The following is a 23,974-nucleotide window of genomic DNA, read 5'->3' on the forward strand; positions in this document are numbered from 1 at the left end:
GGGCATCGCGCGTCACACGCCACGAACACGTCCGGCCGGGCACCCTCGGTGCCCGGCCGGTGTCGACTTCTAGATTTCACCCCGCAGTTTGGCGAGCGCCTCGGCGAGGATCGCCTCGCCGTCCGCGTCGCTGCGACGCTCCCGCACATACGCGAGGTGCGTCTTGTAGGGCTCGGTGCGCGGTGGGTCCGGCGGGTTGTCCCGGTCCTGTCCGGCCGGGAAGCCGCAGCGCGGGCAGTCCCAGGTGTCGGGGACCTGTGCGTCGCTGGCGAAACTCGGCTGGGTCTCGTGTCGGTTGGAGCACCAGAAGGAGATGCGCAGCCGGGGTGCGGACTCGCCGCGCTCGGCTTCGCCCATCGGCCCCGCCCCGACCCGGCTTCCTCGGATCGCGTTGCCACTTGCCACGGTCGTAACTCCCTGCGTAATGGTGCGGCGAAGCGAGTCGGCGTTGCGCTTCGCTGCGAGCGCCTCAGTCTACGTAAGGCCCAACGCGCGTCCAGTGATTGGAGTTACATCCCGCCCACAGACGCAAGCCCCATGATAGGCCGCGTTCGAAGTCGCGTACCCGGCATGGGGCTTTACGTGCGGATTGGTGCGTCCGTGACGCGTTGTCCCGCCGGTGTCGGCCTGACGTCAGTTGGTGACCTTCATCAGGATGCCCAGCACGACAATGCACGCGAACCACAGCAGACCGACCACGACGGTGATCCGGTCGAGGTTGCGCTCGGCGACCGAGGAGCCGCCGACGGAGGACTGCATACCGCCACCGAACATGTCGGAGAGGCCGCCGCCCTTGCCCTTGTGCATCAGCACCAGCAGCATCATCAGCAGGCTGAACACGATCAGGGCGATCGAGAACCCCATAACCACGGCTGGACCAACTTCCTCGGATCTGGATAGACGACGGGAGGGCCGGGACCGTTCGGCAAGCTCGACACTCGCCTACTGGGCCTCGGCCCCCCGCAAGAGTACGACGTTACGCCGCTAAGGCCTACTCACTGGTCGCGGAAGCGCACGATCTTGACGAACTCGTCCGCGTCCAGGGAGGCACCGCCGACGAGAGCGCCGTCGATGTCGGCCTGGGCCATGATCTCGGCGACGTTGCCGGCCTTGACCGAGCCGCCGTACTGGATGCGGATCCGGTCGGCGGTCTCCTGGGAGTACAGCTCGGCGAGCTTGCCCCGGATGGCCGCGCAGACCTCCTGGGCGTCGTCGGCGCCGCAGACCTTGCCGGTGCCGATGGCCCAGACGGGCTCGTAGGCGACCACGACGGTCTCGGCGTGCTCGGCGGGCACGTCCTTGAGGCCGCCCTCGACCTGGGCGAGCGTGTGGGAGACGTGGTTGCCCGCCTCGCGGACCTCCAGCTCCTCGCCGACGCACAGGATCGGGGTGAGGCCGTGCTTGTAGGCGGCCTTGACCTTCGCGTTGACGATCTCGTCGGTCTCGTCGTGGTACTGGCGGCGCTCGGAGTGGCCGATCGCCACGAACGTGCACTTGAGCTTCGCGAGCATCGGACCGGAGATCTCACCGGTGTAGGCGCCCGAGTCGTGCGCCGAGACGTCCTGGGCGCCGTACTTGATCTTGAGCTTGTCGCCGTCGACCAGGGTCTGGACCGAGCGCAGGTCGGTGAAGGGCGGCAGGACCGCGACCTCACAGGCCTCGTAGTCCTTGTCGGCGAGGGCGAAGGCGAGCTTCTGGACGTGCGCGATGGCCTCGAGGTGGTTGAGGTTCATCTTCCAGTTGCCCGCCATCAGGGGCAGGCGGCCCTTGTCGGAAACAGTCATCGAGGGTCAGTCCTCCAGTGCGGCGAGCCCGGGGAGCGTCTTGCCCTCGAGGTATTCGAGGGAAGCGCCACCACCGGTCGAGATGTGGCCGAATGCGTTCTCGTCGAAGCCCAGGATGCGCACGGCCGCGGCGGAGTCGCCGCCGCCGACGACCGTGAAGGCCTTTGAATCGAGGAGTGCCTGGGCGACCGCCTTGGTGCCCTCGGCGAAATCGGGGTGCTCGAAGACGCCCATGGGGCCGTTCCAGAAGACGGTGGCGGCGTCGGCGATCTTCGAGGCGTACAGCGTGCCGGAGTCCGGACCGATGTCCAGGCCCATCCGGTCGGCCGGCATGGCGTCCGCGGCGACCGCGGTGGCGTCGGCCGGAGCCTTGCTCTTCAGGTCCGGGAACGCGGGCGCGACGACGGCGTCGACGGGCAGGACCAGCTCGACACCGGTCCGCTCCGCGCGCTCCACGTACTCGGTGACCGCGGCGAGCTGGTCCTCCTGCAGGAGGGAGCCGCCGATCTCGTAGCCCTTGGCCTTGAGGAAGGTGTACGCCATGCCGCCGCCGATGAGGATGCGGTCGGCCTTGCCGAGGAGCTGGTCGATGACCGCGAGCTTGTCGGACACCTTGGCGCCGCCGAGCGCGACCACATAGGGGCGCTGGACGTCGTCGGTGAGCTTCTTCAGGACGCCGACCTCGGTGGCGATGAGGTACCCGGCGTAGTGCGGCAGTCGGGCCGGCAGGTCGAAGACCGAGGCGTGCTTGCGGTGTACCGCGCCGAAGCCGTCGCCCACGTAGACGTCGGCGAGGGCGGCCAACCGGTCCGCGAACGCGCCGCGCTCGGCGTCGTCCTTGGACGTCTCACCGGCGTTGAAGCGGAGGTTCTCGACGACGGCGACCTGACCGTCGGCGAGGCCCGCGACCGTGGTGGCGGCGGACTCACCCACCGTGTCCGTCGCGAACGCCACGTCGGCGCCGAGGAGTTCACCGAGGCGCGCGGCGGCCGGGGCGAGGGAGAAGGCCGGGTCCGGGGCGCCCTTGGGGCGGCCCAGGTGGGAGGCGACGACGACACGCGCGCCCGCCTCGGCCAGCGCCTTGACGGTGGGCAGCACGGCGCGGATGCGGCCGTCGTCGGTGATGGTCGTGCCGTCGAGCGGCACATTGAGGTCGGCGCGGACGAAGACCCGCTTGCCGGCTACTGGCTCGGCGAGGAGTTCGTCGATCGTCTTCATGGAGAGGGCTCCCGAGGAGGACTTGTGGTGCTCGTGATCGTAAGAGGCCGCATGTGTACGTGAGTCAGGGCCCGGGCGGCGCGTCCCTGCGCCGCACGGGCCCTGACTTCACATGGAGGTGCCTGCTCTGTCGGTCAGAGCTGCTCGCCGACGAAGACCGTGAGGTCGACGAGGCGGTTGGAGTAGCCCCACTCGTTGTCGTACCAGCCGAGGATCTTCACCGTGTTGCCCTCCTGGACCATGGTCAGGGAGGAGTCGAAGGTGCAGGAGGCCGGGTCGCTGACGATGTCCGAGGAGACGATCTCGTCCTCGGTGTAGGCCAGGTAGCCCTGGAGGTCGCCGTCCTCGGAGGCCTTCTTGAACGCGGCGTTGACCTCGTCCTTGGTGACCTCACGCTGCAGCGTCACGACCAGGTCGGTGGCCGAGCCGGTCGGGACCGGAACGCGCATCGCGATGCCGTCGAGCTTGCCCTTGAGCTGCGGGAGGACCAGCGCGGTGGCCTTCGCGGCACCCGTGGTGGTCGGGATGATGTTCTCGGCGGCGGCGCGGGCGCGACGCAGGTCCGAGTGCGGGAAGTCCAGGATGCGCTGGTCGTTGGTGTACGCGTGGACCGTCGTCATCAGGCCCTTGACGATGCCGAAGTTCTCGTCGAGGACCTTGGCCATCGGCGCCACACAGTTGGTGGTGCAGGAGGCGTTGGAGATGACGTGGTGGTTGGCCGCGTCGTACTTGTCCTGGTTGACGCCCATCACGATGGTGATGTCCTCGTCCTTGGCCGGAGCCGAGATGAGGACCTTCTTGGCGCCGCCGGCGAGGTGCTTCGCGGCGTCGGCCTTCTTCGTGAAGATGCCGGTGGACTCGATGACGATGTCGACGCCCAGCTCGCCCCACGGGATGTCCGCGGGGTTGCGCTCGGAGAGGACCTTGATGGTGTGGCCGTCCACGGTGATCGTGTCGGCGGTGTGCGACACCTCGGCCTTGAGGCGGCCCAGGATGGTGTCGTACTTCAGGAGGTGTGCGGTGGTCGCGGTGTCACCCAGGTCATTGACAGCCACGATCTCGATGTCAGCACCCTGCTCCAGCAGCGCGCGGAAGTAGTTACGACCGATGCGGCCAAAGCCGTTGATGCCTACGCGGATCGTCACGAACCGATCTCCTCGTTGGTACGCCGGCTCAGTGCCGGCGAGCTGTATGGGATGTCCCCGACCGCCTACGACCCTACCTCCCCCGGGCCTGTCGAGTGACATCGAGATGCCCTATACATGCCGGTGCGGTCCGTACTCGCCAGTAGGGGTACGGACCGCCCTGGTTTTGCAAGGTGATTACCTTTTGAGCGGCCCCCCGATCATCTGATTCCAGATGATCGGAGAGCCGCTCACGAGGCCTTTTCTCAGCCGTTCGGCGCAGTAGGCGCTCAGTTCTTCAGGGCCGCCAGCGCCTTGCCGAGCAGTGCCTTGCGGTCGGCCGCCGCGGGGACCTGCTCCAGGCCGAAGCCCAGCAGCACCGTGTCGTCCGTGGTGACCGCGCCGTAGGTCTTGAACAGTTCACCCGACAGGCCCCAGTCCTTCACGACCGCCGGACTGCCCGCGGGCGGTCCGGGGACGCTCCAGGCACCGAGCGACGTCTCGAAGCCCTCGACCGCGCCGGGCGTGCCGCCGATGACGACGGTGGCGTTGTCGGCCAGGACACCGCGCCCGCCGGAGCCGGGGTCGGTCACGTAGCTGAGCGAGACCTCGACCTTCTTCCCGGCGTACGCGGACAGGTCGAACTCGACCTTCTGCCAGCCGTCCGAGGCCCCGGTGAAGCTGTTCCAGGAGCCGCTGGTGCCGGTGGGCGTGCAGCCGCCCGCGCCCAGGGTCAGGTACCGCTTCAGGGCCGGGTGGCCCTGGATGAAGTACCCGGCCTCGCACTCGGTGGGCACGGTGGTGGAGGTGGCGCCGCCGGTCTCCGGCAGCGTCGTCCAGTCGTCCGCCCCTGCCGTGTGCGCCTCGAGAAGGGCGTGGTCGTAGCCCTCCTCGGTGCTCCACAGGAGCTGGGTGCGCAGGGCGGGCTTGTCGGCCGCGCTCACCGAGGTGAGGTCGATGGTGCGGGTGAGGCGGTTCCAGGCGTAGTCGGTGTGCGTGGCGGCCGCCATGGACGCGCCCTCGTACGGGCCGTACGGGTTGACGGTCCCGGGGTACTGGCCCGCGCCGGCGCTCTTGAACTGCGGGAACGTCTCCACGGGCAGGGCGTCCGAGGTGACGCCGAACGATCCGGCGGTGTTCAGCGGGTTCCCGGGCGCGTCGCCGAGCGTTCCGCTGAAGCCGGCGAGCTTGCTCAGGCCCGCGAAGGCCTTGGCGTCGGGCAGGGAGGTACGGCTGTAGGCGCCCAGGTAGTACTGGCTGAAGTCGTTCGACAGGGTGCCGCCGCCGAGGTCGACGGAGCCGCCGGCGCTCTCGCCCGCCTCGATCAGCTTGCCGCCCTCGTTGAGGTAGGAGCGCAGTTCGAGTTGGGTGGCGACGCCCGGACGGACGGCGCCCGTGTAGTGCACGACCTGCTTGAAGTGCTCCAGTACGCCGAGCGCGTCGGGAGCGCCCTGGGTCGCGACGTCCCAGACGAGCGCCTTCTTCTTGTTGGCCTTCAGCGCGTCGACGTAGGTCTGCGTCTGGGTCGCGGTCGCGCCCTCCTCGGCGACGACGAGCGTGTCGGCCTTGGGGCGTTCGGCGACCGTGTAGGTGAAGCGCTCACTCTTCGTGGGCTTGCCGCTCTTCGTCTCGCCGGTGAACCAGACCTCGACCTTGTCGCCGGGCTCACCCTCGCGCACCTTGGCCCGGTACTCGTCGAACCACAGGTTGTCCTCACCGCCGAACGTCTCGCCGCCCTTCCAGGACTTGAGCCTCTCCCCGTAGGTAGGGCCGCGGCCGTTGATCCGGTACTTCAGCTCCTTGTCGTCCACGGACTTGCGGGCGACGACGGAGATCTCCTGCTTCTTGCCGCGCGAGTACGACGTGGTGAAGGAGGCCGGGGTGAAGTCGGGGGCGTCGATGCCGACCGAGGACTTCGGCCGGTCGGGCGTGACGGCGGACTCGGCGACGGAGAGCGCGAACGGGATGTTCTTCGCGAACTCCTGCTGGATCAGCTTCTCGTCGTCCGGGAACGTGAAGACGGAGGCGCAGTCCTCGGGCTTCCAGGCGTCGTCCGGGTCGATGCTCGACGCGGTCTGGCAGGTCGACATCTCGGGGGTGAACATCGCCGTGCCGTTGACGTTGGCCGCGTGGCCGTCCGCCTCACCGTTGGTGGTGTACAGCTCGGAGGAGAGCTGGGGGTGGTAGCCGGGGACCGCGGGGTTCTCCGGGGTACCGGCCAGCGCCTCGTAGAGCACGTCGTCCGGGGTGGGGCTGGCCACCTGCCAGCCGACCCCGTAGAGGATGAGTTCGGCGGCCGAGTGGTAGTTGATGCCGTACTCGAAGCCGATGCGCTTCTCGAAGGCGTCCAGGGCCTTCGTCTCGGGCTCCGAGTTCGGGCCGCCGCCGCGGTAGGTCTCGCTGGTGGGGAACGGGGACGAGCCCTCGTTGTCGTAGCCCCACTTGTAGGCGAAGTTGCGGTTGAGGTCGACGCCGTCGCCGACGGTGATGGCGTTGTCGCCGTTGACGTCCCGCACGTTCTTGCGCCACTGGCGGTTGGCGGCGTCGCGGTGGGTGAAGTCGTAGCCGTCCGGGTTGGCGGAGATCACGAACCACAGCTCGGTGGTGTCGACGATCTTCTTGATCCGCTTGTCCGTCTTGTAGTTGTCCAGGTAGTGGTGCATCAGGCGCCGGGTCATCTCCGGCGTGATCCACTCACGCGCGTGCTGGTTGGACATGTACAGCACGGAGGGCTTGGCGCCGTCCTTGGTCTTCTTCGCGTCCTTGGTCAGCTTGACGGCGAGGATGTCCTGGCCCTGGAGGGACTTGCCGAGGGAGACCACCTTGGTCAGGGAGGGGTTCTCCTGGCCTGTCCGGAGGATCTCCTCCTTGATGTTGCCCGCGCCGCTGTACGGGCGGTAGACCCCGTCACCGGCGGCGGCCACCCGCGCCTCCGCCTTGCTGGTGAGCCGGTGCTCCTTGAGCTTGACGCCCTGCCCTTCGAGGGCATCCGCCTGCTTGTCGGTGAGGTAGACCTCGACCGACGCGGTGCCCTTCTCCGGCGCCTGCTCGCTGAGTTCGTGACCGTCCTGCCCGGCCGCGAGCAGCAGCGGGATCTGCTTCTTCGTCACCTCGGCGCGGAAGACCTTCACTTCCTCCGCCTCGGAGCCGTCGTTCTCGGCAGCCTGGGCCAGCGGTGCGAGTCCCGCACCACCACCCAGCAGGAGCGCGCCGGCGGCGAGGATCGATCTGGCTCTTCGTCTCATGAGCCCCCCTTGCGATGGTTCACCCCAGTAGCGAACAGACGCCAGGCTCATGTCAGATCTGCGCCAAGTCAAGGAGGCCTCACAGGCCAATCACGGAATTCACGCAGAAAGCAGAAAGCCGGTGCCGACGCCCTCAAGTGGGCCTCGACACCGGCGGGTTGAGCTTTTCTGACGTCCTGTCATCCCACCAGGTTTTCGGCCATCTCCTCGGTGATACTGGCCTCGGTCCCCGGGATACCGAGGTCCGACGCCCGCTTGTCGGCCATGGCCAGCAGACGGCGGATCCGGCCCGCGACGGCGTCCTTGGTGAGCGGCGGGTCGGCGAGCGCGCCCAGCTCCTCCAGGGAGGCCTGCTTGTGCTCCATGCGCAGCCGCCCGGCGGCCGCGAGGTGCTCGGGTACGTCGTCGGCGAGGATCTCCAGGGCACGGCCCACACGGGCACCGGCGGCGACGGCGGCACGGGCCGAGCGGCGCAGGTTGGCGTCGTCGAAGTTGGCGAGCCGGTTCGCCGTGGCCCGGACCTCGCGGCGCATCCGCCGCTCCTCCCACGCCAGGACCGACTCATGGGCGCCGAGGCGGGTCAGGAGTGCGCCGATCGCGTCCCCGTCCCGTACGACCACACGGTCCACGCCCCGCACCTCGCGGGCCTTCGCCGCGATCGACAGCCGCCGGGCGGCGCCGACCAGGGCGAGAGCCGCCTCCGGGCCCGGGCAGGTCACCTCCAGGGAGGACGAGCGGCCGGGCTCGGTGAGCGAGCCGTGGGCCAGGAACGCGCCGCGCCAGGCCGCCTCGGCGTCGCAGGTGGCCCCGGAGACGACCTGTGGGGGCAGGCCCCGGATCGGTCGGCCCCTGCCGTCCACCAGGCCCGTCTGGCGGGCCAGCTGGTCACCTCCGGCGACCACCCGGACCACGTAACGGGAACCGCGGCGCAGTCCGCCGGGCGCCATCACGATCAGTTCGGAGCTGTGGCCGAAGATCTCCAGGATGTCCCGCTTGAGTCTGCGGGCCGCCATCGCGGTGTCCAGCTCCGCCTCGATCACGATGCGTCCGCTCACCAGGTGCAGCCCGCCCGCGAACCGCAGGATCGCCGAGACCTCCGCCTTTCTGCAGCAGGTCCGGGTGACGGGTAGCCGGGAGATCTCGTCCTTCACCGCTGCCGTCATCGCCATGGGCCGATCCTTCCATGCATCCGAAAAATACGGTCGTACGCGGCGGCCAACAGCTCCGGGTCGTGCCGCGGAGATCCATCGGTCCGGGCCACCGGCGCCAGCTCGACCGCGGCGCCGAACCGTTTGGCGGCTTCGGTCAGGGAATCGCGGTCGGGCACGGCGGCCTCGTCGGCCAGCACCACGTCCAGGGCGAGTTTAGGGGCGTGTCGTCCCAAAACCTCCAAATGACGCTGCGGGGAGAAGCCATCGGTTTCTCCCGGCTGCGGGGCGAGGTTCAGCGACAGCACGAGTCGGGCCTTGGTCTCGGTGAGCGCGTCGAGCAGTTCGGGCACGAGCAGGTGCGGGATCACCGAGGAGAACCAGGAGCCGGGACCGAGGACCACCCAGTCGGCGTCACGCACCGCCGCCACGGCCTCGGGCACGGCGGGCGGGTCGTGCGGCACGACGTGCACGGACTGGACCTCGCCGGGGGTGAGCGCGACGGTCGCCTGCCCCCGGACGGTGTCGACGTCGTCCGGGCGCGCCGGATCGTGTCCCTTGACCAGGGCCTGGAGCTCCAGCGGTACGGCCGACATGGGCAGCACCCGGCCCTGGGCGCCCAGGAGCCTGCCGACCAGGTCGAGGGCCTGGACGTGGTCGCCGAGCTGCTCCCACAGGGCGACGATCAGCAGATTGCCGACCGCGTGTTCGTGCAGGTCGCCCTGGGACTGGAAGCGGTGCTGGATGACGCGGGCCCAGGTCTGGCCCCAGTCGTCGTCGCCGCACAGCGCGGCCAGCGCCTTGCGCAGGTCACCGGGCGGCAGGACGCCCAGCTCGTCCCGGAGGCGTCCGCTGGAGCCGCCGTCGTCGGCCACGGTGACGACGGCGGTGAGGTCGCCGGTGATCCGGCGCAGCGCGGCGAGCGAGGCGGACAGGCCCATGCCGCCACCGAGCGCGACGACCTTGGGCTGGGCGCCCCTGCGGCGCGGCCGGGCCCCGCGGGCCTCGGTGGGCCGGTCCGCACGGCCCTCCGGAACGACCCGGCGCAGCCTGCTCAGCCGGGACGAGGTGGGTCCGGTCACTCGCGCCCCATGTCCCGGTGCACGACCACGGTCTCGACGCCCTGGGAGGCGAGGCGGGCGGCGAGCTTCTCGGAGGTGGCGACCGAGCGGTGCTTGCCGCCCGTGCAGCCGACCGCGATGGTCACGTACCGCTTGCCCTCGCGGCGGTAGCCGGCGGCGATCATCTGGAGCAGCTCGGTGTAGCGGTCGAGGAACTCCTTGGCTCCGGGCTGGTTGAAGACGTACGCGGAGACCTCCTCGTTGAGGCCTGTGTACGGGCGCAGCTCCGGGACCCAGTGCGGGTTGGGCAGGAAGCGCATGTCCACGACCAGGTCGGCGTCGACCGGGAGGCCGTACTTGAAGCCGAAGGACATGACGGTGGCCCGCAGCTCGGGCTCCTCGTCGCCGGCGAACTGGGCGTCCATCTTGGCCCGCAGCTCGTGCACGTTCAGGCTGGAGGTGTCGATGACCAGGTCGGCGTCGCCGCGCAGCTCGCGCAGCAGTTCCCGCTCGGCGGCGATGCCGTCGGTGATGCGGCCGTCGCCCTGGAGGGGGTGCGGGCGGCGGACCGACTCGAAGCGGCGCACCAGGGCGTCGTCGGAGGACTCCAGGAAGACGATGCGCCGGGTGACGTGCTTGGTGGCCAGGTCGGCGAGGGAGTCGCGAAGGTTGTCGAAGAAGCGGCGGCCACGGACGTCGACGACGACCGCGATCCGGGCCACGTTCCCCTGGGAGCGGGCGCCGAGCTCCACCATGGTGGGGATCAGCGCGGGTGGCAGGTTGTCGACGACGAACCAGCCGAGGTCCTCCAGACACTTGGCGGCCGTCGACCGTCCGGCGCCGGACATGCCGGAGATGATGACCAGCTCGGGGATGGCCGCCTCGGGGACCCCGGCTGTTTCGATGCCCGTACTCACGTGTGCTCCGTCTTCCTGTGGCGCTGGGTGCTGCGGGGTAGCGTCGCCCACCGCGCTGTGGGCTTCCCCGCGCTCCGCTGTGTGCTCGTGGTGCTGTTCATCTGGACGCTCTGAGAGCTCCGGGGGTTCTGCCTGCTCCGGGAGGTCTCGGCGCTCGTCGTGCTCGGTCATGTCTCCTGCCCTCGCCGCCGGTCCGGGGCGCCCGCGGCCACGGGATCCCCAGAGGGGTCCGCCGTCGTACCGGGCTCCTCTTCCTCCATGATCTCTCCAGTGGCCGTGTTCACGGCGGGGGCGGCCGGAGCCGCCCGGTCGAGGGCCGCGGCGATCGTCTCGGCCGTCTTGCGGCCTATGCCGGGAACCTCGCAGATCTGGTCGATCGTCGCGGAACGCAGCTTCTTCAGCGAGCCGAAGTGCTTCAGCAGGGCCTGCTTGCGAGCCTCCCCGAGGCCGGGCACGTCGTCCAGGGCGCTCGCCCGGAAGCGCTTGGCGCGTTTGGCGCGCTGGTAGGTGATGGCGAAGCGGTGGGCCTCGTCGCGGACGCGCTGGAGAAGGTAGAGGCCCTCGCTGGTGCGGGGCAGGACCACCGGGTCGTCGTCGCCCGGCACCCAGACCTCCTCCAGGCGCTTGGCGAGGCCGCACACGGCGATGTCGTCGATGCCCATCTCGTCGAGCGCTCGCCGCGCGGCGGCCACCTGCGGCTGCCCGCCGTCGACGACGACGAGCTGAGGCGGGTAGGCGAACCGCTTGGGACGGCCGTCGTCGTCCTTGAGACCGTCGGCGGGGCCCCCGAGGCCGTCGCCGGAACCTCCGGGACCGCCGAGGGAGCCCCCGAGGCCGTCGCCGGGGTCGCCGGGCGCGGCGGAGTCGTCCTCCACCCACTCGCCGGTCCGCTCTTTCTCCGCGAGGTAGCGCTTGAAGCGCCGGCTGATCACCTCGTGCATGGAGCGGACGTCGTCCTGTCCCTCGAACCCCTTGATCTGGAAGCGGCGGTACTCGCTCTTGCGGGCCAGCCCGTCCTCGAAGACCACCATGGAGGCCACGACGTCGTCGCCCTGGAGGTGGGAGATGTCGTAGCACTCGATCCGCAGGGGGGCGCTGTCCAGGTCGAGGGCCTCGGCGATCTCCTCCAGCGCGCGGGAGCGGGTCGTGAGGTCGGAGGCGCGCTTGGTCTTGTGCAGGACGAGCGACTGCTGGGCGTTGCGTGCGACGGTCTCCATGAGCGACTTCTTGTCGCCGCGCTGCGGGACGCGCAGGGAGACATTGGCCCCACGGCGCCCGGTGAGCCACTCCTGCACGGGCCCGACGGGGTCGGGCAGCGCGGGGACGAGGACCTCCTTGGGCACGGAGTCGCCGGTCTCCTCGCCGTACAGCTGCTGAAGCGCGTGTTCGACGAGGTCACCGGTGGTGACGGCCTCGACCTTGTCGGTGACCCAGCCGCGCTGGCCGCGCACCCGTCCGCCGCGTACGTGGAAGATCTGGACGGCCGCCTCCAGCTCGTCCTCGGCGACCGCGATCAGGTCGGCGTCGGTCGCGTCGGCGAGCACGACAGCGTTCTTCTCCATGGCCTTCTTCAGGGCCTCGATGTCGTCCCGCAGGCGGGCGGCCCGCTCGTACTCCATCTCCTCGGCCGCGTCCGTCATCCGCTTCTCCAGACGACGGATGTACGTGCCCGTGCGCCCCGCCATGAAGTCGCTGAACTCGTCGGCCAGTTCGCGGTGGTCCTCGGCGGAGATCCGCTCGACGCAGGGGGCCGAACACTTCCCGATGTAGCCGAGCAGACAGGGCCGGCCGGTGCGGGCCGCGTTCTTGAAGACCCCGGCCGAGCAGGTGCGCACGGGAAAGACGCGCAGCAGCAGGTCGACCGTGTCCCGGATCGCCCACGCGTGCGCGTAGGGCCCGAAATACCGGACGCCCTTCTTCTTGTGACCCCGCATCACCTGCACGCGCGGGTACTGCTCGTTCATCGTGACCGCGAGGTACGGGTAGCTCTTGTCGTCGCGGTACTTGACGTTGAACCGGGGGTCGAACTCCTTGATCCAGGAGTACTCCAGCTGCAGCGCCTCGACCTCCGTGGACACCACGGTCCACTCCACGGAGGCGGCCGTGGTGACCATCGTGCGGGTGCGCGGGTGGAGGCCGGTCAGGTCCTGGAAGTAGTTGGCCAGGCGCTGACGCAGGCTCTTCGCCTTCCCGACGTAGATCACCCGACGGTGCTCGTCGCGGAACTTGTACACCCCGGGAGAGTCCGGAATCTGCCCCGGACTGGGGCGGTAGCTGGAGGGATCGGCCATGCTCCACACCCTACTGGCGCCCGCTGACATCACGGGGCGCCTGTGGACAAGGGCAGCCGACGCACGACCCCCGCCCGCCGGCCGGCGTCCACGGCCGTGCCCTCAGCGCGTTTCCAGGAACGTCAGCACGGCCAGGACCCGACGGTGATCATCCGGCTCCTCGGGCAACCGCAGCTTGCCCAGGATGCTCCGTACATGCTTCTCGACCGTCCCCTCGGTGACCCACAACCGACGGCCGATCCCCGCGTTGGAGCGCCCCTCGGCCATCAGGCCGAGAACCTCCCGCTCCCGATTGCTGAGCATCGACAGCGGATCGTCACGACGCTGCGCGGCCACCAGCTCCTGCACCAGCGACGGATCGATCACCGAGCCACCCCGGCGGATGCGGTCGAGGGTCTCCAGGAACTCGTCCACGACGGTGATCCGGCTCTTGAGCAGATAGCCGATGCTGCGCCCCCCGGCCAGCAGCTCCAAGGCGTCCTCGACCTCGACGAACGCCGAGAGGACCAGGATGCCCACCGACGGATACCGCTCCCGGATGGCGCCGGCGGCCTTCAGCCCCTCCGTGGACTGGGTCGGCGGCATCCGGATGTCGACGATCGCGATGTCCGGAAGTTCCGTCTCGACGAGGTCCATGAGCCCGCCGGCGTCGCCGGCCTGCCCCACGACCTCGTAGCCGACGCGCTCGCAGAGGCTCGCCAGCCCCTCCCGCAGGAGCACGTCGTCGTCCGCGAGCACCACCCGCCCGCGCAGCGGATGCTGATCGGCATCCATGGTCTCGGCCTCCCCCTTGCCCGACCTGTCCTGTTCGTCCCGACAGCCTGCCTGAACACGGGTCTTACGGCTAGCCGGAAGCCTAGTTGGGGGCGGGCCGTGAAGACACCTGAACGTTCGCCCGCCATGCTCGCAGAAGTGCGGCCGCGGGTGGACCGGCGCCTCTGACGAGAGACGGCGAGACATCCGCCTGCCCAGGAGCCGGACGGCCGTCTCCGCCGTCCGATTCGACCGCCCGAAACGTACGCCCGTACCGAGTCCCGGACTCCCCCCTTTGAACGGGCCTCGCCCGCGTACGCTTCGGGCGGTCATGCACGCGGCAGGACGGCCGCTTCGGGCGGTGTCAGCGGCAGGCGCACACTCAGCGTCGTACCGCTCCCGGGCGGGCTGGCGACCGTCAACCGGCCGCCGATGGCCTCCACCCGGTCGATGAGCCCGATCAGTCCCGACCCCTTGTCGGGTTCCGCTCCCCCGACACCGTCGTCACGGATGACCAGCTCCAGCACGCCCGAGCGCTCCTCCGCCGTCACGGTCACCACGCTCGCCCGCGCGTGCTTGACGGCGTTGGTGAGGCTCTCGGAGGTGACGTAGTACGCGGCCACCTCGACCGGTTCCGGGAAGCGGGCACCGGTGAAGGTGAGGTCGAGTTCCACGGGGACGGCGGCGCGGCGGGCCAGGGCGCGCAGGGCGGGCCCCAGGCCGCCCCTGGAGAGGACGGACGGGTGGATGCCCCGGGCCACCTGGAGCAGGTCCTGGAAGGTGTCGTCGAGGCCCCTGGCCAGGTGGTCCAGCTGCCGGGCGAGTTCCGAGGAACGGTCCTCCACCAGGGTCTCCGTCATCCGCAGCTCCAGTTGCAGGGAGACCAGGCGTTGCTGGACGCCGTCGTGCAGGTCGCGTTCGATGCGCCGGCGGGAGGCGTCCCCGGCGGCGACCACGCGCGCGCGTGAGGCGGTCAGCTGGGCGCGGCTGTCGGCGTTGGCGATCGCGGTGGCGATCAGTTCGGTGAAGTCGGCGAGCCGGGACTCGGTGCCCTCGGGCAGCGGATCGAGGGGCGAGACCGCCACGACGACTCCCCACAGCCGGCCGTCGACGACGATGGGGGCGCCCACGGAGGTGCCGGACCGGGCGGCGCTCCGGGTGCGGGCCACCTCGTCGACGGTCTTCCGGGCCGCCTCACGACGTGTCATACGGGCGGCCTCGGCGACCGCCTCCGCGCGCGCGTGCGCGATCCCCAGGGCCTTGACGCTGTTGTCGGGCTCGTAGCGCAGTACGGCCGCCGCCGTACCCAACAAGGACGCCACCTCCTCGGCCACCTTCCCGAACACGTCGGACGACGGCACCCCGCGCGCGACCGCGGTGGCGACCCGGCGCAGCGCTGTCTGTTCGAGCGAGGCCCGGCGGCTCTCGGTGACATCGCGGGCGGCGGCGTAGATGAGGCCCTCCTCGGGCACCGACCGGGCGCTCCACTGCAGCCAGCGCTCGGCACCGTCGGCGCGGATGTACCGGTTCTCGAACTCGGCGACCTCGGCGCCGCCCGCCAGCAGCGCGATGGCTTCGCGGGTGTCGTCCCGGTCCTCCTTGTGGACGAAGTCCAGGAGCGGCCGGGAGGTCAGTGTCTCGACCGGATAGCCCAGGGTGCGTTCGAAGGCCGGGTTGACGCGTTTGAAGTAGCCGTCGACGCCGCTGATGCAGAGCAGGTCCAGGGAGAGGTTGAAGATGCCTTCCAGTTCCTGTTCGGCCCGTCTGCGCCGGCCGTGGGCCGCGGCGAAGGACGCCATGGTGCCGTTCATGCCGCCCAGCAGCTGGGCCCAGGTGCCGTCGAAGGAGTCGACGTCGGCCCGGTGCCCGAGCCGGCCCGCGTCGATCGCCGTGTTCATGGCCCGGATCTCGCCGGCCAGCCGCTCGCTGGTGACCCGCAGCTCGCGGAACGTGTCGGCCACGTCGCCGAGTTCGTCGCGTCCGGCGTAGCCGATGTCGTACGAGAGGTCGCCGTCCGACAGGGCGCGGGCGCCCTCGGAGACCTGTCCGAGGGGGCGGGTGATCGAGCGGCGCAGGGCCAGCGCGAGGAGGGTGACGAGGGCCAGGACGGCGAGGGAGACGCCCAGTTCGGTGAGGGCCCGGGTCCGTGTGGCGCGCAGGTCGCGGTGGGCGGTGTCGTCGAGTTCACGGGCGGCCCGGTCCTGGATTCCGCGCAGGGCGTCGACGTACTGCTCGGAGTCGCTGAGCCAGTCGTCGTACGAGGGCCGGTCGGCGGGCCGGGGGTCGGTGTCGGCGAGCAGGTCACGGACCCTGCGGACCTCGCGTCCGGGGACCTGGAAGATCGCGGTGTGCAGTTCGGCCTTCAGCTCGTCCGAGGCGGTCAGCTGGAACCTTCTGAGCTGGGACTTCTCCAGTTCGGTCCAGCGGCCCGCGGCGGCGGTGGTGTGCCCGTCGCCGGGTGTGTGGAAGAGGATGGCCAGTTCCGCCCGTTCGCTCTCGGTGGCGGCGACGGCCCGCAGCATCGCCATGTGGGCGTCGGCCGCGCGGCCCGAGGCCCGCGTGGGGCGCCCGGATTCGAGGACGGCGACCATGTCGAGCACCTTGTTCCCTATGGCCTCGTACCGCCGGGTCACGGCCTGCACGTCCAGCGAGCCGGTGCCCGTCTGGACCCGCAGTGCGTGCAGTTGACGGCGTACGGCGTCGAGGACTCCGGCGACGTCGGGCTCCGGCTGCCGGTCGACGGCCTCCCCGAAGGCTCGTCGCAGCGCGTCGTCGGTGATCCGCTGGGCCTCCGAGCGGCCGCGCAGGGTGTCCGGTTCGGCGCTCAGCCGGGCCTCGACCGCGGCGATCCGTTCGCGTGCGACGGCGCCCGCGACCTCGCTGGTCGCGAACGACACCTCGATCGCGGTGTCGAAGTCGCTCAGGGTCCGCGCCTCCTCCCACTGGGTCATGGCGGCGAACGCGGTGAAGGACAGCAGGACGGTGACCGGCAGCAGGACAAGCAGCATCAGCTTGGGGCCGACACGCAGCCGCGCCAGGAACGGGACGGTGTCCTCGGTCGCGGCGCCGCGGCGGGCCCGCGCCACGGCGGGGCACGGGGCGGCGGGGCGCGGGGCGGGGACTCGTCCGCGGGACGGTGGGCGGAGCACGGCCGGGCCTCACGATCCGGTCGGGGGGTAGTGGCCGTGGTCCGCCAGGTCCTTGTCGACGGCACGCACCGCCTCGTCCAGGGCGGGCTGCACGGCCTCTCCCCGCATGATCTTCGTGAAGGCCCGGGCGAAGGCCTCGGTGATCGCCGGGTAGGCGGGGGTCTGCGGCCGGGGGCGGGCCGTCCCGTTGCGCAGCTGTTCTATGTAGAGGCGCCCCGGGCCGCCCTCGGCGAACACGTCGGTGCGTTCGACCGCGGTGCCGGTCGCGGGTATCCCGCCGTTGACGTCGGTCATCCGCAGGATTTCGTCGGGGCGCAGCAGGAAGGCCAGGAAGCGCCACACGGCGTCGCCGTCGGCCGTGCCCGCGGGCACGCCCCACTGCCAGGAACCCATGCCGGTGGCACTGCCCGTGCCGAAGTCGGGCAGCGGCACGATCGCCACGTCGCCCGGGTGGGCCTCCGTGTAGCGTCGGTACCACCAGTGGCCCGTCCAGGACACCGGGCTTCTGCCCTTCTGGAAGGCACCGGAGTCCTTGTTCGCGTCCACGTATCCCGCCTTCGCCCAGCCCTGCAGCGTCGTCAGCGCCTCGACCGACCGCGGCCCGTTGAGCACTCCGTCGGCCGTTCGATGGGTGGAGCGGTCGATCAGGTCGCCGCCCGCCGACCACAGGGCCGGTGCGAACCCGTACGTTCCCCATTCGGTGCCGGCCCACGGCATCTGGAGGTCCAGCGGCCTCTCGTGGCCCAGGGTGCGCAGCTTCTCCAGGATGCCGGTGAACTCGTCGGCGGTCCAGGCGTCGCCGATGCCCTTCGGGATGCGCACACCCGCTTTTCTGAGCACCGACGGCCGCACGTACAGGCCGAGTCCGGAGTCGAACGTGCCGAGGCCCCACAGCCTGCCCCGGTAGGTGCCCTGTTCGAGGACGGAGGGGAGCAGGTCCGCGCGCACGGACTCCGGGACGCAGGAGTCGATCGGCCGGAGGTCTCCGGCCCAGGCGTGGCTGAACAGCTTCGGGGCGTCGAAGTCGAGCAGGTCGGGCAGTTCGCCGTCGGCGGCCGCCGTGCGGACCAGGTCGTCGTAGTCGCCCTTCGGAGGGCGGACGAGTCGGACCGTCACGTCGTCCTGGGCGGTGTTGAAGGCCCGTACCTGGGCCTGCACGGCCTCCAGTTCACCGCGCGCGGCCGGCTCGTGGAACCACATCGTGATCTGCGCGGGAGCGTCGATCCGCCCGTCACAGGTGGCGTCGGAACCCCGCCGGGTGTCCTCGTCGCCGTCCGCTCCCGCGTCGCAGCCGCCGAGCAGCAGGGCCATGCAGAGCACAAGCGCCGACCGGGCACGGCGGCGTGTCCGCGTCGTACTGAGCCGGCCGGGCACCCCACGAGTGCTTCGCCGGGGCCCGGCGGCTCGGGTCATGGTCCGCTCTTCGGGTAACCGTCGTGGGCGGCGAGATCCTGGTCGATGGCCTCGACGGCGTCGTCCAGCGTCTTCCCGACGGGCGCGCCGGAGAAGACGATGTCTGCGACCGCGTGCGAGAAGGCGACGGTGACCGCCGGGTACGCCGGTGTCTGCGGCCTGGGCCGGGCGGCACCGCTCCTCAGCTGCTCGATGAACAGCCGCTCCGCGCCGTCCTCGTCGAACAGCGGGGACAGCTCGACGGCCCCCTCGGTCGCCGGGATCGCGCCGTTGGCCTCGCTCATCCTGGCCACCTGCGCCGGCTGCAACAGGTACTGCAGGAAACGCCACACGGCGTCGCCGTCGGTGCCCCCGGCGGGGATGCCCCACTGCCAGGAACCCATGCCGGTGACGGCACCCGTGCCGAAGTCGGGCAGCGGCACGATCGCCACGTCGCCGGGGTGGGCCGCGCTGAACTCGCCGTATTTCCAGTGCCCCATCCAGGAGATGGGGCTGCGGCCCTTCACGAACGCGCTCTTGTCCTTCTCCTCGTCCCTGTCGACATATCCCTCCTCCACCCAGTTCTGCATGGTGGTGAGGGCCCCGACGGTCTGCGGGCTGTTGAGGAAACCGTCGGCCGTGCGGAACTCCTCGGGGTCGATGAGGTCGCCGCCCGCCGACCACACGGCCGGCGCGAAGGCGTAGGTGTTCCACTCGTCGGCGGACTTCGAGTCGGTGAAGTTCAGGTCGAGCGGCGCCTTGTAGCCCTCCGCCCGCAGCTTGCGCAGGATCTCCGTCAGTTCGTCGGCGGTCCAGGCGTCGTCGACGCCCTTCGGTATCCGGACGCCGGCCTCCCTGAGCACCGACGGCCGTACGTACAGGCCGAGTCCGGAGTCGAACGTGGCAACGCCCCACAACCGGTCGTCGTACGTGCCCTGTTCACGGATGGAGGGGAGCAGGTCCTTCCGGATCTTCGCGGGTACGCAGGAGTCGATCGGCTTGAGTGTGCCGGACCAGGCGTAGCTGTAGAGGTTCGGGCCGTCGAAGTCGAGCAGGTCGGGCAGGTCGCCGCTGGCCGCCGCGGACAGGACGAGGTCGGTGTACGGGCGCTGCTCGGGCAGGGTGACCAGTTCGACCCGCACCTGCCGCTGGGACCTGTTGAACTCCTTGACCTGGCTCTTCAGCGTGCTCTGCTCACCGCTCTGCCCCGCGTGGGACCACATCGTGATGTGGGCGGTGCCCTCGATCCTCCCGTCGCAGGTCGTGTCACCCGCCGCCTTGTCCTCCTCGTCCGCCCGGCGGTCCGCATCAGGGCCACCGCACCCGGCCAGGAGCAGCACGGCGGCCGCCGCACCCGACAACAGGGCACGGCGCACAGGACGTTCTCCGAGGTCCCGGCGCTGCGTGTTCATGGCTCACCCCCACTCGACCGGACGGCACGGCCCCCACGGCGGCGACATGCTACTCCTCGTGTCTCGTTCGATTCCCTGGGTGAGAGGGAACCTGTTGATCCGGCACAGGACGCCAGCACATTCCGGCTGACGGGAACCCGGTGGCGCCGGCCTTTTCCCGCTAGCCGGAATGTGCGCCCATGACCACCTTGGGAGGCTGTGCGCATGTCCATGCGCTGTCTCATCGTCGATGACAGTGCACCGTTCCTGGAGGCTGCCCGTACGCTGCTGGAGCGCGACGGGATCCGCGTCGTCGGCGTGGCCTTCACGGGCGCGGAGGCGCTGTCACGGGCCGCGGAACTGGCCCCGGATCTCGTCCTTCTGGACATCGACCTCGACGGCGAGAGCGGCCTGGAGCTCGCGCCGAGGCTCGCGCGCACCGCCGCGCCCGTCATCATCCTCACCTCCACGCACCCGCTGGACGACATCCGAGAACTCGTCGCCGCCAGTCCCGCCAGGGGATTTCTGCACAAGTCGAAGCTCTCGGGGCAGGCGCTGCGGGACCTGCTGAGGCCTGATCACGGGTCCTCGGTGCATTGAGGATCTTGCCGATGGTGTCCGGCCATGTCACGCGTCAGGTGTTGTCGGGACCTGGTCAACACGCTTCAATGCGGGGGAACTCGGGGCAAGGAACTCCGTCGTACGGATGTGAAGACGGACGGCCGTCCAGGCCACCGGCGGCCCGAGCGTCCACCGGGCGCCCCATCGGCCCGTGCTGTCCGACCACCCGTCGCGCTCTCGTCTACAGAAAGGCCCCCTGCATGCGGCACGCCACAGAGCACGCGGACCTCGCGGCGGTCACGGACGTCGCCACGGACGCCGCCGCGGCGGAGCTGGAGTCGGCCCTGCGGGGCGGCCCCTTCCATGTCGCGCTGCGCGCCGCGATCGCCGCCCGCGGCCTGCCGCTGCAGCGCGTGCAGCACCATCTGTCGCGCTACGGGGTCAAGGTCGGTGTCACCAGCCTCAGTTACTGGCAGCAGGGCGCCCGGCGTCCGCAGCGTCCCGAGTCGCTGCGGGCCGTGCGAGCCCTGGAGGAGATCCTCCAGCTCCCGGACGAGTCGCTGATCCGGCTGCTCGCCCGGGCCGACGCGCACCCCGGCCCGGAACGCCCCGCCGGCCGCTCGTACCGCTCCGTCGTGGAGGCCTCCGGCGTGCTGGAACGACTCCTCACCGAACTGGACGTGCCGCTCGACGGCGGTGTCCACACCGTCGGCCACCACGAGCGGGTCCGCGTCGGCCCGTGCCGGGAGCTGCTGGGCCACGAGTCCCAGCACATCGTGCGCGCCCACCGGGACGGCGTGGACCGCTTTGTCGCCGTCCATCACGGCGACCCGGGGTGCGCGCCGGAACGGATGGCCGTCCGTGCCCTGGAGAACTGCCGCTCCGGGAGGGTGCGCTGGGACCGGGAGACCGGTGTCCTGGTTGCCGAACTCCTCTTCGACACCCGGCTGCGCAGCGGCGACACGTTCCTCTTCCGCTACGGCTTCGACGACGGCACGGCCGGTGTCTGCACCGAGTACGTCCGCGGCTTCCGCTCCACGGGGGGCCAGTACGCCCTCCAGGTCCGCTTCGACGAACGGGCCCTGCCCCTGCGCTGCCACCGCTTCAGCCAGCACTCCGCCGCGGCCCCCCGCAGCGGCCGGCAGCCCCTCCCCCTGAGCGGCCTCCACCGCTCGGTCCACCTCGTCGAACCACGGGTACGGCCGGGGACCGTGGGGATCGGCTGGGACTGGGAGTGACCGGCCCGGAGGTACGGGCCGGCGCCTAGGTGGCCGGCCGTCGCGGTGCGCTCCATTGCGATACTTTCCGGCCGAGAGCCCCGAGAAAGGACCCTCTTCGTGATCGTCGTCGCCGGTGAAGCCCTGATCGACCTGGTCCCGCAGGGTGTGGGCGCACTCGTGGATCTGAGGCCGGCGCGCGGCGGCGGCCCCTACAACACGGCCGTGGCACTCGGCCGTCTCGGCTCCCCCACCGCCTTCTGTTCGCGGGTGTCGTACGACGCCTACGGCGAGGCCCTGCTCAGCGGCCTGAGTGACGCGGACGTGGACGTGACGTCCGTGCAGCGCGGCCCCGAGCCGACGACCCTCGCCCTGGCCTCGATCGGCGAGGGCGGCTCCGCCCGGTACTCCTTCTACGTCGAGGGCAGCGCCGACCGCCTGTTCGAGGTCCCGGCCCGGCTCCCCGTCGGCACCCGGGCCGTCTCCTTCGGCACCTGCTCACTCGTCCTGGAACCCGGCGCCAGTGCGTACGAGAAGTTGCTGCACGCCACCGCCGCCCAGGGCGTGTTCACCGCCCTCGACCCCAACATCCGGCCGGGGCTGATCCCGGACGCGGACGCCTACCGGGCCCGCTTCACGAGCTGGCTGCCCTCGGTGTCGTTGCTCAAGCTCTCCGAGGAGGACGCGGAGTGGCTGGGTGGCACTCCACGCCTGTGGCTGGGCTCCGGCCCCTCCGCCGTCGTCGTCACCCGCGGCGGCAACGGACTGACCGTCCACACCCGCGCCGGATCCGAGCACTCCGTACCGGGCGAGAAGATCGACGTCGTCGACACCATCGGCGCCGGTGACACGGTCAACGCGGCCCTCCTCCACGGCCTGTCGACCCGGGCCGCCCTCTCCGACACGGCCCTCGCCGCCCTGGGCGCCGACGACTGGACCCGCTTGCTCCGCTTCGCCGCCCGCGCGGCGGCGATCACCTGCTCCCGGGCGGGCGCGGAGCCGCCCTACGCGGCAGAGGTGGGCGAAGCCTAGGCGCGCGCACGCGGCGGCGTCCTGACCAGGCCGGTCGGCGGAGCCCCTCGGCCCGCGGGGGGGCTTCGCGTGCGCCGCGTTCAGCCGCTGACCGCGCGCAGAGCGCCCGGTTTACGGCCGTTGAGGTGGTCGAGGGCGATGGCCGTGGCCTCGTCGGCCGGGAGGTGGACCATGAGGCGCTGGCCGTCGTCCGGCAGGGCGAGCGTCTCGTACGACAGACGCAGCCGTCCCGCCTCCGGGTGCTCGACGAGATCCGTGCCGTTGCGCAGCGGCATGGCCGGTACGCCCTTCAGCCGCAGAGTGAACCGGGCTCCCGCGGTGACCGTCAACTCGTCGGCCAGGGCGGCGACATGCGGGTCGTGCAACGGGGCCTCGTGGCGCAGATGGGCGACCTGCTCGTCGGCGAGCCGCTCCCAGCCCGGGTACACCGCGCGGGCCCGCTCGTCGGTGAACAGATAGCGCATGACGTTGGGCGGGTCGCCGTCGAGGAGCCCGAGCGGGCGGGCGAACCGCTCGTAGCCCGAGGTGTGGGCCACGATGTCGCCGAGCCAGTTGAGCAGCACGGCCGGGGTGGGCTCCAGCCTGTCGAGGAGGGCCCGCACGGTCGGCCGTACGGTGTGGGCGGGCGGGACGACCGCCGGGCAGAGCATCTTGTCGTGGCCGCTCTCCTTGGCCAGCCGGCGCAACAGGGTCCGGTCCGGCACCCGCAGGCACAGCGCGTCCGCGAGAGCGCCGAGCACCTGGGACGAGGGGTTGCGGTCGCGGCCCTGTTCCAGCCGGGTGAGGTACTCGACGCTGATCCCGGCGAGGGTGGCCAGCTCGGCGCGGCGCAGGCCGGGTGCGCGGCGGCGGGGGCCGGTGGGCAGCCCCACCTCGGCCGGGGTGATGGCCTCGCGGCGGCTGCGCAGGAAGGCGGCCAACTCGTTGTCACTCACCCGTCGAACGTACAGGGTGTGCCGCCGCTGAGGGTGGCCCTCGCGCTACCACTCTCGGCCCGGCCTCCCTCACGGGTGTGGAACGCCGGATGGTGGAGACATGACTCCGAACGACGCGCCGCAGGCGCCGACCGTCTCCGCTCTGCCCCTGTCCCCCGGCCACTGGGAACTCGACCCGCTGCACTCCGCCGTGAACTTCACGATCCGGCACCTCGGGATCGCCAAGGTGCGGGGCCGGTTCGAGCAGTTCACAGCCGAGTTGCACGCCGGTGGGACGGTCGACGACGTGCGGGTGGGCGCGGAGATCGCCCTCGCCTCCCTAGACACCGGGAACCCTGACCGGGACGCGCACACACGCTCGGCCGATCTGCTCGACGTCGAGAAACGTCCGACGATGACCTTCCGCTCGACGCGGGTGCGCGGGGCGGGCGAGGAGTGGTCGATGGAAGGGGAGTTGACCATCGGGGACGTGACCCGCCCTGTGACGCTCGCCGTCGAGTTCGGCGGGCTCGTGGACTCCCCCGGGGACGGTCGCAGGCACGCCGGCTTCGAGGCGACGGGTGAGATCCGGCGCAGCGACTACGGGCTGGACTTCGGGGCCGGTCTTCTCGGTGATGTTGTCAAGGTGCAACTGGACATGCAGTTCGTCGAACCCGAGAGCCAGGAGGGCTGACTGCTGCAGGGCCAGGGCGGCTGAGAGAAGAACGAGCGGTGGCCCGCGGGGAGTTCCCGCGGGCCACCGAACTTTTCCCGATA

Annotated in this window: 19 protein-coding genes; 4 read left to right on the forward strand and 15 right to left on the reverse strand. The window is 70.8% G+C overall.

Features of this window, described 5'->3' with window-relative positions:
* Positions 1–69: 69 nt before the first annotated feature.
* The 14 genes from OG858_RS11100 to OG858_RS11165 all read right to left on the reverse strand — a co-directional run bounded on the left by OG858_RS11100 (position 70) and on the right by OG858_RS11165 (position 19,494).
* Positions 70–405 carry an RNA polymerase-binding protein RbpA gene (locus OG858_RS11100; RefSeq protein WP_078935388.1) on the reverse strand — a complete coding sequence of 112 codons (336 nt, stop codon included), beginning with the start codon at positions 403–405 and terminating at the stop codon, positions 70–72.
* Between the two features lie 228 nt (positions 406–633).
* Positions 634–864, reverse strand: a complete 231-nt coding sequence (gene secG, locus OG858_RS11105; protein ID WP_033317921.1) for a preprotein translocase subunit SecG — start codon at positions 862–864, stop codon at positions 634–636.
* Positions 865–995: 131 nt separating this feature from the next.
* Entirely contained in the window at positions 996–1,751 is a 756-nt protein-coding gene (gene tpiA, locus OG858_RS11110; protein WP_079023973.1) for a triose-phosphate isomerase, read from the reverse strand.
* 39 nt (positions 1,752–1,790) lie between these two features.
* Complete coding sequence (locus OG858_RS11115; protein WP_328544949.1) at positions 1,791–3,002, reverse strand: phosphoglycerate kinase; 1,212 nt, start codon at positions 3,000–3,002, stop codon at positions 1,791–1,793.
* Between the two features lie 134 nt (positions 3,003–3,136).
* A complete protein-coding gene (gap, locus tag OG858_RS11120) occupies positions 3,137–4,147 on the reverse strand; it encodes a type I glyceraldehyde-3-phosphate dehydrogenase (protein WP_086746911.1) in 1,011 nt (336 codons plus the stop codon).
* A gap of 269 nt (positions 4,148–4,416) precedes the next feature.
* A complete protein-coding gene (locus tag OG858_RS11125; RefSeq protein WP_086746910.1) occupies positions 4,417–7,371 on the reverse strand; it encodes a M14 family metallopeptidase in 2,955 nt (984 codons plus the stop codon).
* A 179-nt stretch (positions 7,372–7,550) separates the two neighbouring features.
* Positions 7,551–8,540 carry a DNA-binding protein WhiA gene (gene whiA / locus OG858_RS11130; protein ID WP_005477942.1) on the reverse strand — a complete coding sequence of 330 codons (990 nt, stop codon included), beginning with the start codon at positions 8,538–8,540 and terminating at the stop codon, positions 7,551–7,553.
* Positions 8,531–9,601, reverse strand: coding sequence for a gluconeogenesis factor YvcK family protein (locus OG858_RS11135; RefSeq protein WP_086746909.1), 1,071 nt, complete (start codon positions 9,599–9,601; stop codon positions 8,531–8,533). Before OG858_RS11135 ends, whiA begins: the two co-directional genes overlap by 10 nt.
* Positions 9,598–10,548, reverse strand: a complete 951-nt coding sequence (gene rapZ, locus OG858_RS11140) for an RNase adapter RapZ (RefSeq protein ID WP_256960216.1) — start codon at positions 10,546–10,548, stop codon at positions 9,598–9,600. The genes OG858_RS11135 and rapZ overlap by 4 nt, the downstream gene beginning before the upstream one ends.
* A 116-nt stretch (positions 10,549–10,664) precedes the next feature.
* Entirely contained in the window at positions 10,665–12,788 is a 2,124-nt protein-coding gene (gene uvrC / locus OG858_RS11145; RefSeq protein ID WP_328544948.1) for an excinuclease ABC subunit UvrC, read from the reverse strand.
* 102 nt (positions 12,789–12,890) lie between these two features.
* Complete coding sequence (locus OG858_RS11150; RefSeq protein WP_086746906.1) at positions 12,891–13,562, reverse strand: response regulator transcription factor; 672 nt, start codon at positions 13,560–13,562, stop codon at positions 12,891–12,893.
* A 308-nt stretch (positions 13,563–13,870) separates the two neighbouring features.
* Positions 13,871–16,549, reverse strand: a complete 2,679-nt coding sequence (locus OG858_RS11155) for a PAS domain S-box protein (RefSeq protein ID WP_319066134.1) — start codon at positions 16,547–16,549, stop codon at positions 13,871–13,873.
* Between the two features lie 150 nt (positions 16,550–16,699).
* The gene (locus tag OG858_RS11160; protein WP_327743653.1) at positions 16,700–18,001 is read right to left on the reverse strand and encodes an ABC transporter substrate-binding protein; all 1,302 of its coding nucleotides are present in this window, start codon (positions 17,999–18,001) and stop codon (positions 16,700–16,702) included.
* A 98-nt stretch (positions 18,002–18,099) separates the two neighbouring features.
* Positions 18,100–19,494, reverse strand: coding sequence for an ABC transporter substrate-binding protein (locus tag OG858_RS11165; protein ID WP_327743654.1), 1,395 nt, complete (start codon positions 19,492–19,494; stop codon positions 18,100–18,102).
* A gap of 204 nt (positions 19,495–19,698) precedes the next feature.
* On the opposite strand from OG858_RS11165, the gene OG858_RS11170 reads away from it, so the two are divergent.
* From OG858_RS11170 to OG858_RS11180, 3 genes are all read left to right on the forward strand, one after another.
* Entirely contained in the window at positions 19,699–20,073 is a 375-nt protein-coding gene (locus tag OG858_RS11170) for a response regulator (RefSeq protein ID WP_086747833.1), read from the forward strand.
* A gap of 221 nt (positions 20,074–20,294) precedes the next feature.
* A complete protein-coding gene (locus OG858_RS11175; protein WP_086747832.1) occupies positions 20,295–21,272 on the forward strand; it encodes a hypothetical protein in 978 nt (325 codons plus the stop codon).
* Between the two features lie 99 nt (positions 21,273–21,371).
* Positions 21,372–22,283, forward strand: coding sequence for a carbohydrate kinase family protein (locus OG858_RS11180; RefSeq protein WP_086747831.1), 912 nt, complete (start codon positions 21,372–21,374; stop codon positions 22,281–22,283).
* 80 nt (positions 22,284–22,363) lie between these two features.
* On the opposite strand, the gene OG858_RS11185 is transcribed toward OG858_RS11180, so the two are convergent.
* The gene (locus OG858_RS11185; RefSeq protein WP_327723825.1) at positions 22,364–23,218 is read right to left on the reverse strand and encodes a helix-turn-helix domain-containing protein; all 855 of its coding nucleotides are present in this window, start codon (positions 23,216–23,218) and stop codon (positions 22,364–22,366) included.
* Between the two features lie 100 nt (positions 23,219–23,318).
* Here OG858_RS11185 and OG858_RS11190 point away from each other — a divergent pair, with 100 nt between their 5' ends.
* Positions 23,319–23,891: a YceI family protein gene (locus tag OG858_RS11190; RefSeq protein WP_086747829.1), complete on the forward strand. Its 573-nt coding sequence runs from the start codon at positions 23,319–23,321 to the stop codon at positions 23,889–23,891.
* Positions 23,892–23,974: the final 83 nt, after the last annotated feature.

The organism is Streptomyces europaeiscabiei (assembly GCF_036346855.1).
Classification (GTDB): Bacteria; Actinomycetota; Actinomycetes; order Streptomycetales; family Streptomycetaceae; genus Streptomyces; species Streptomyces europaeiscabiei.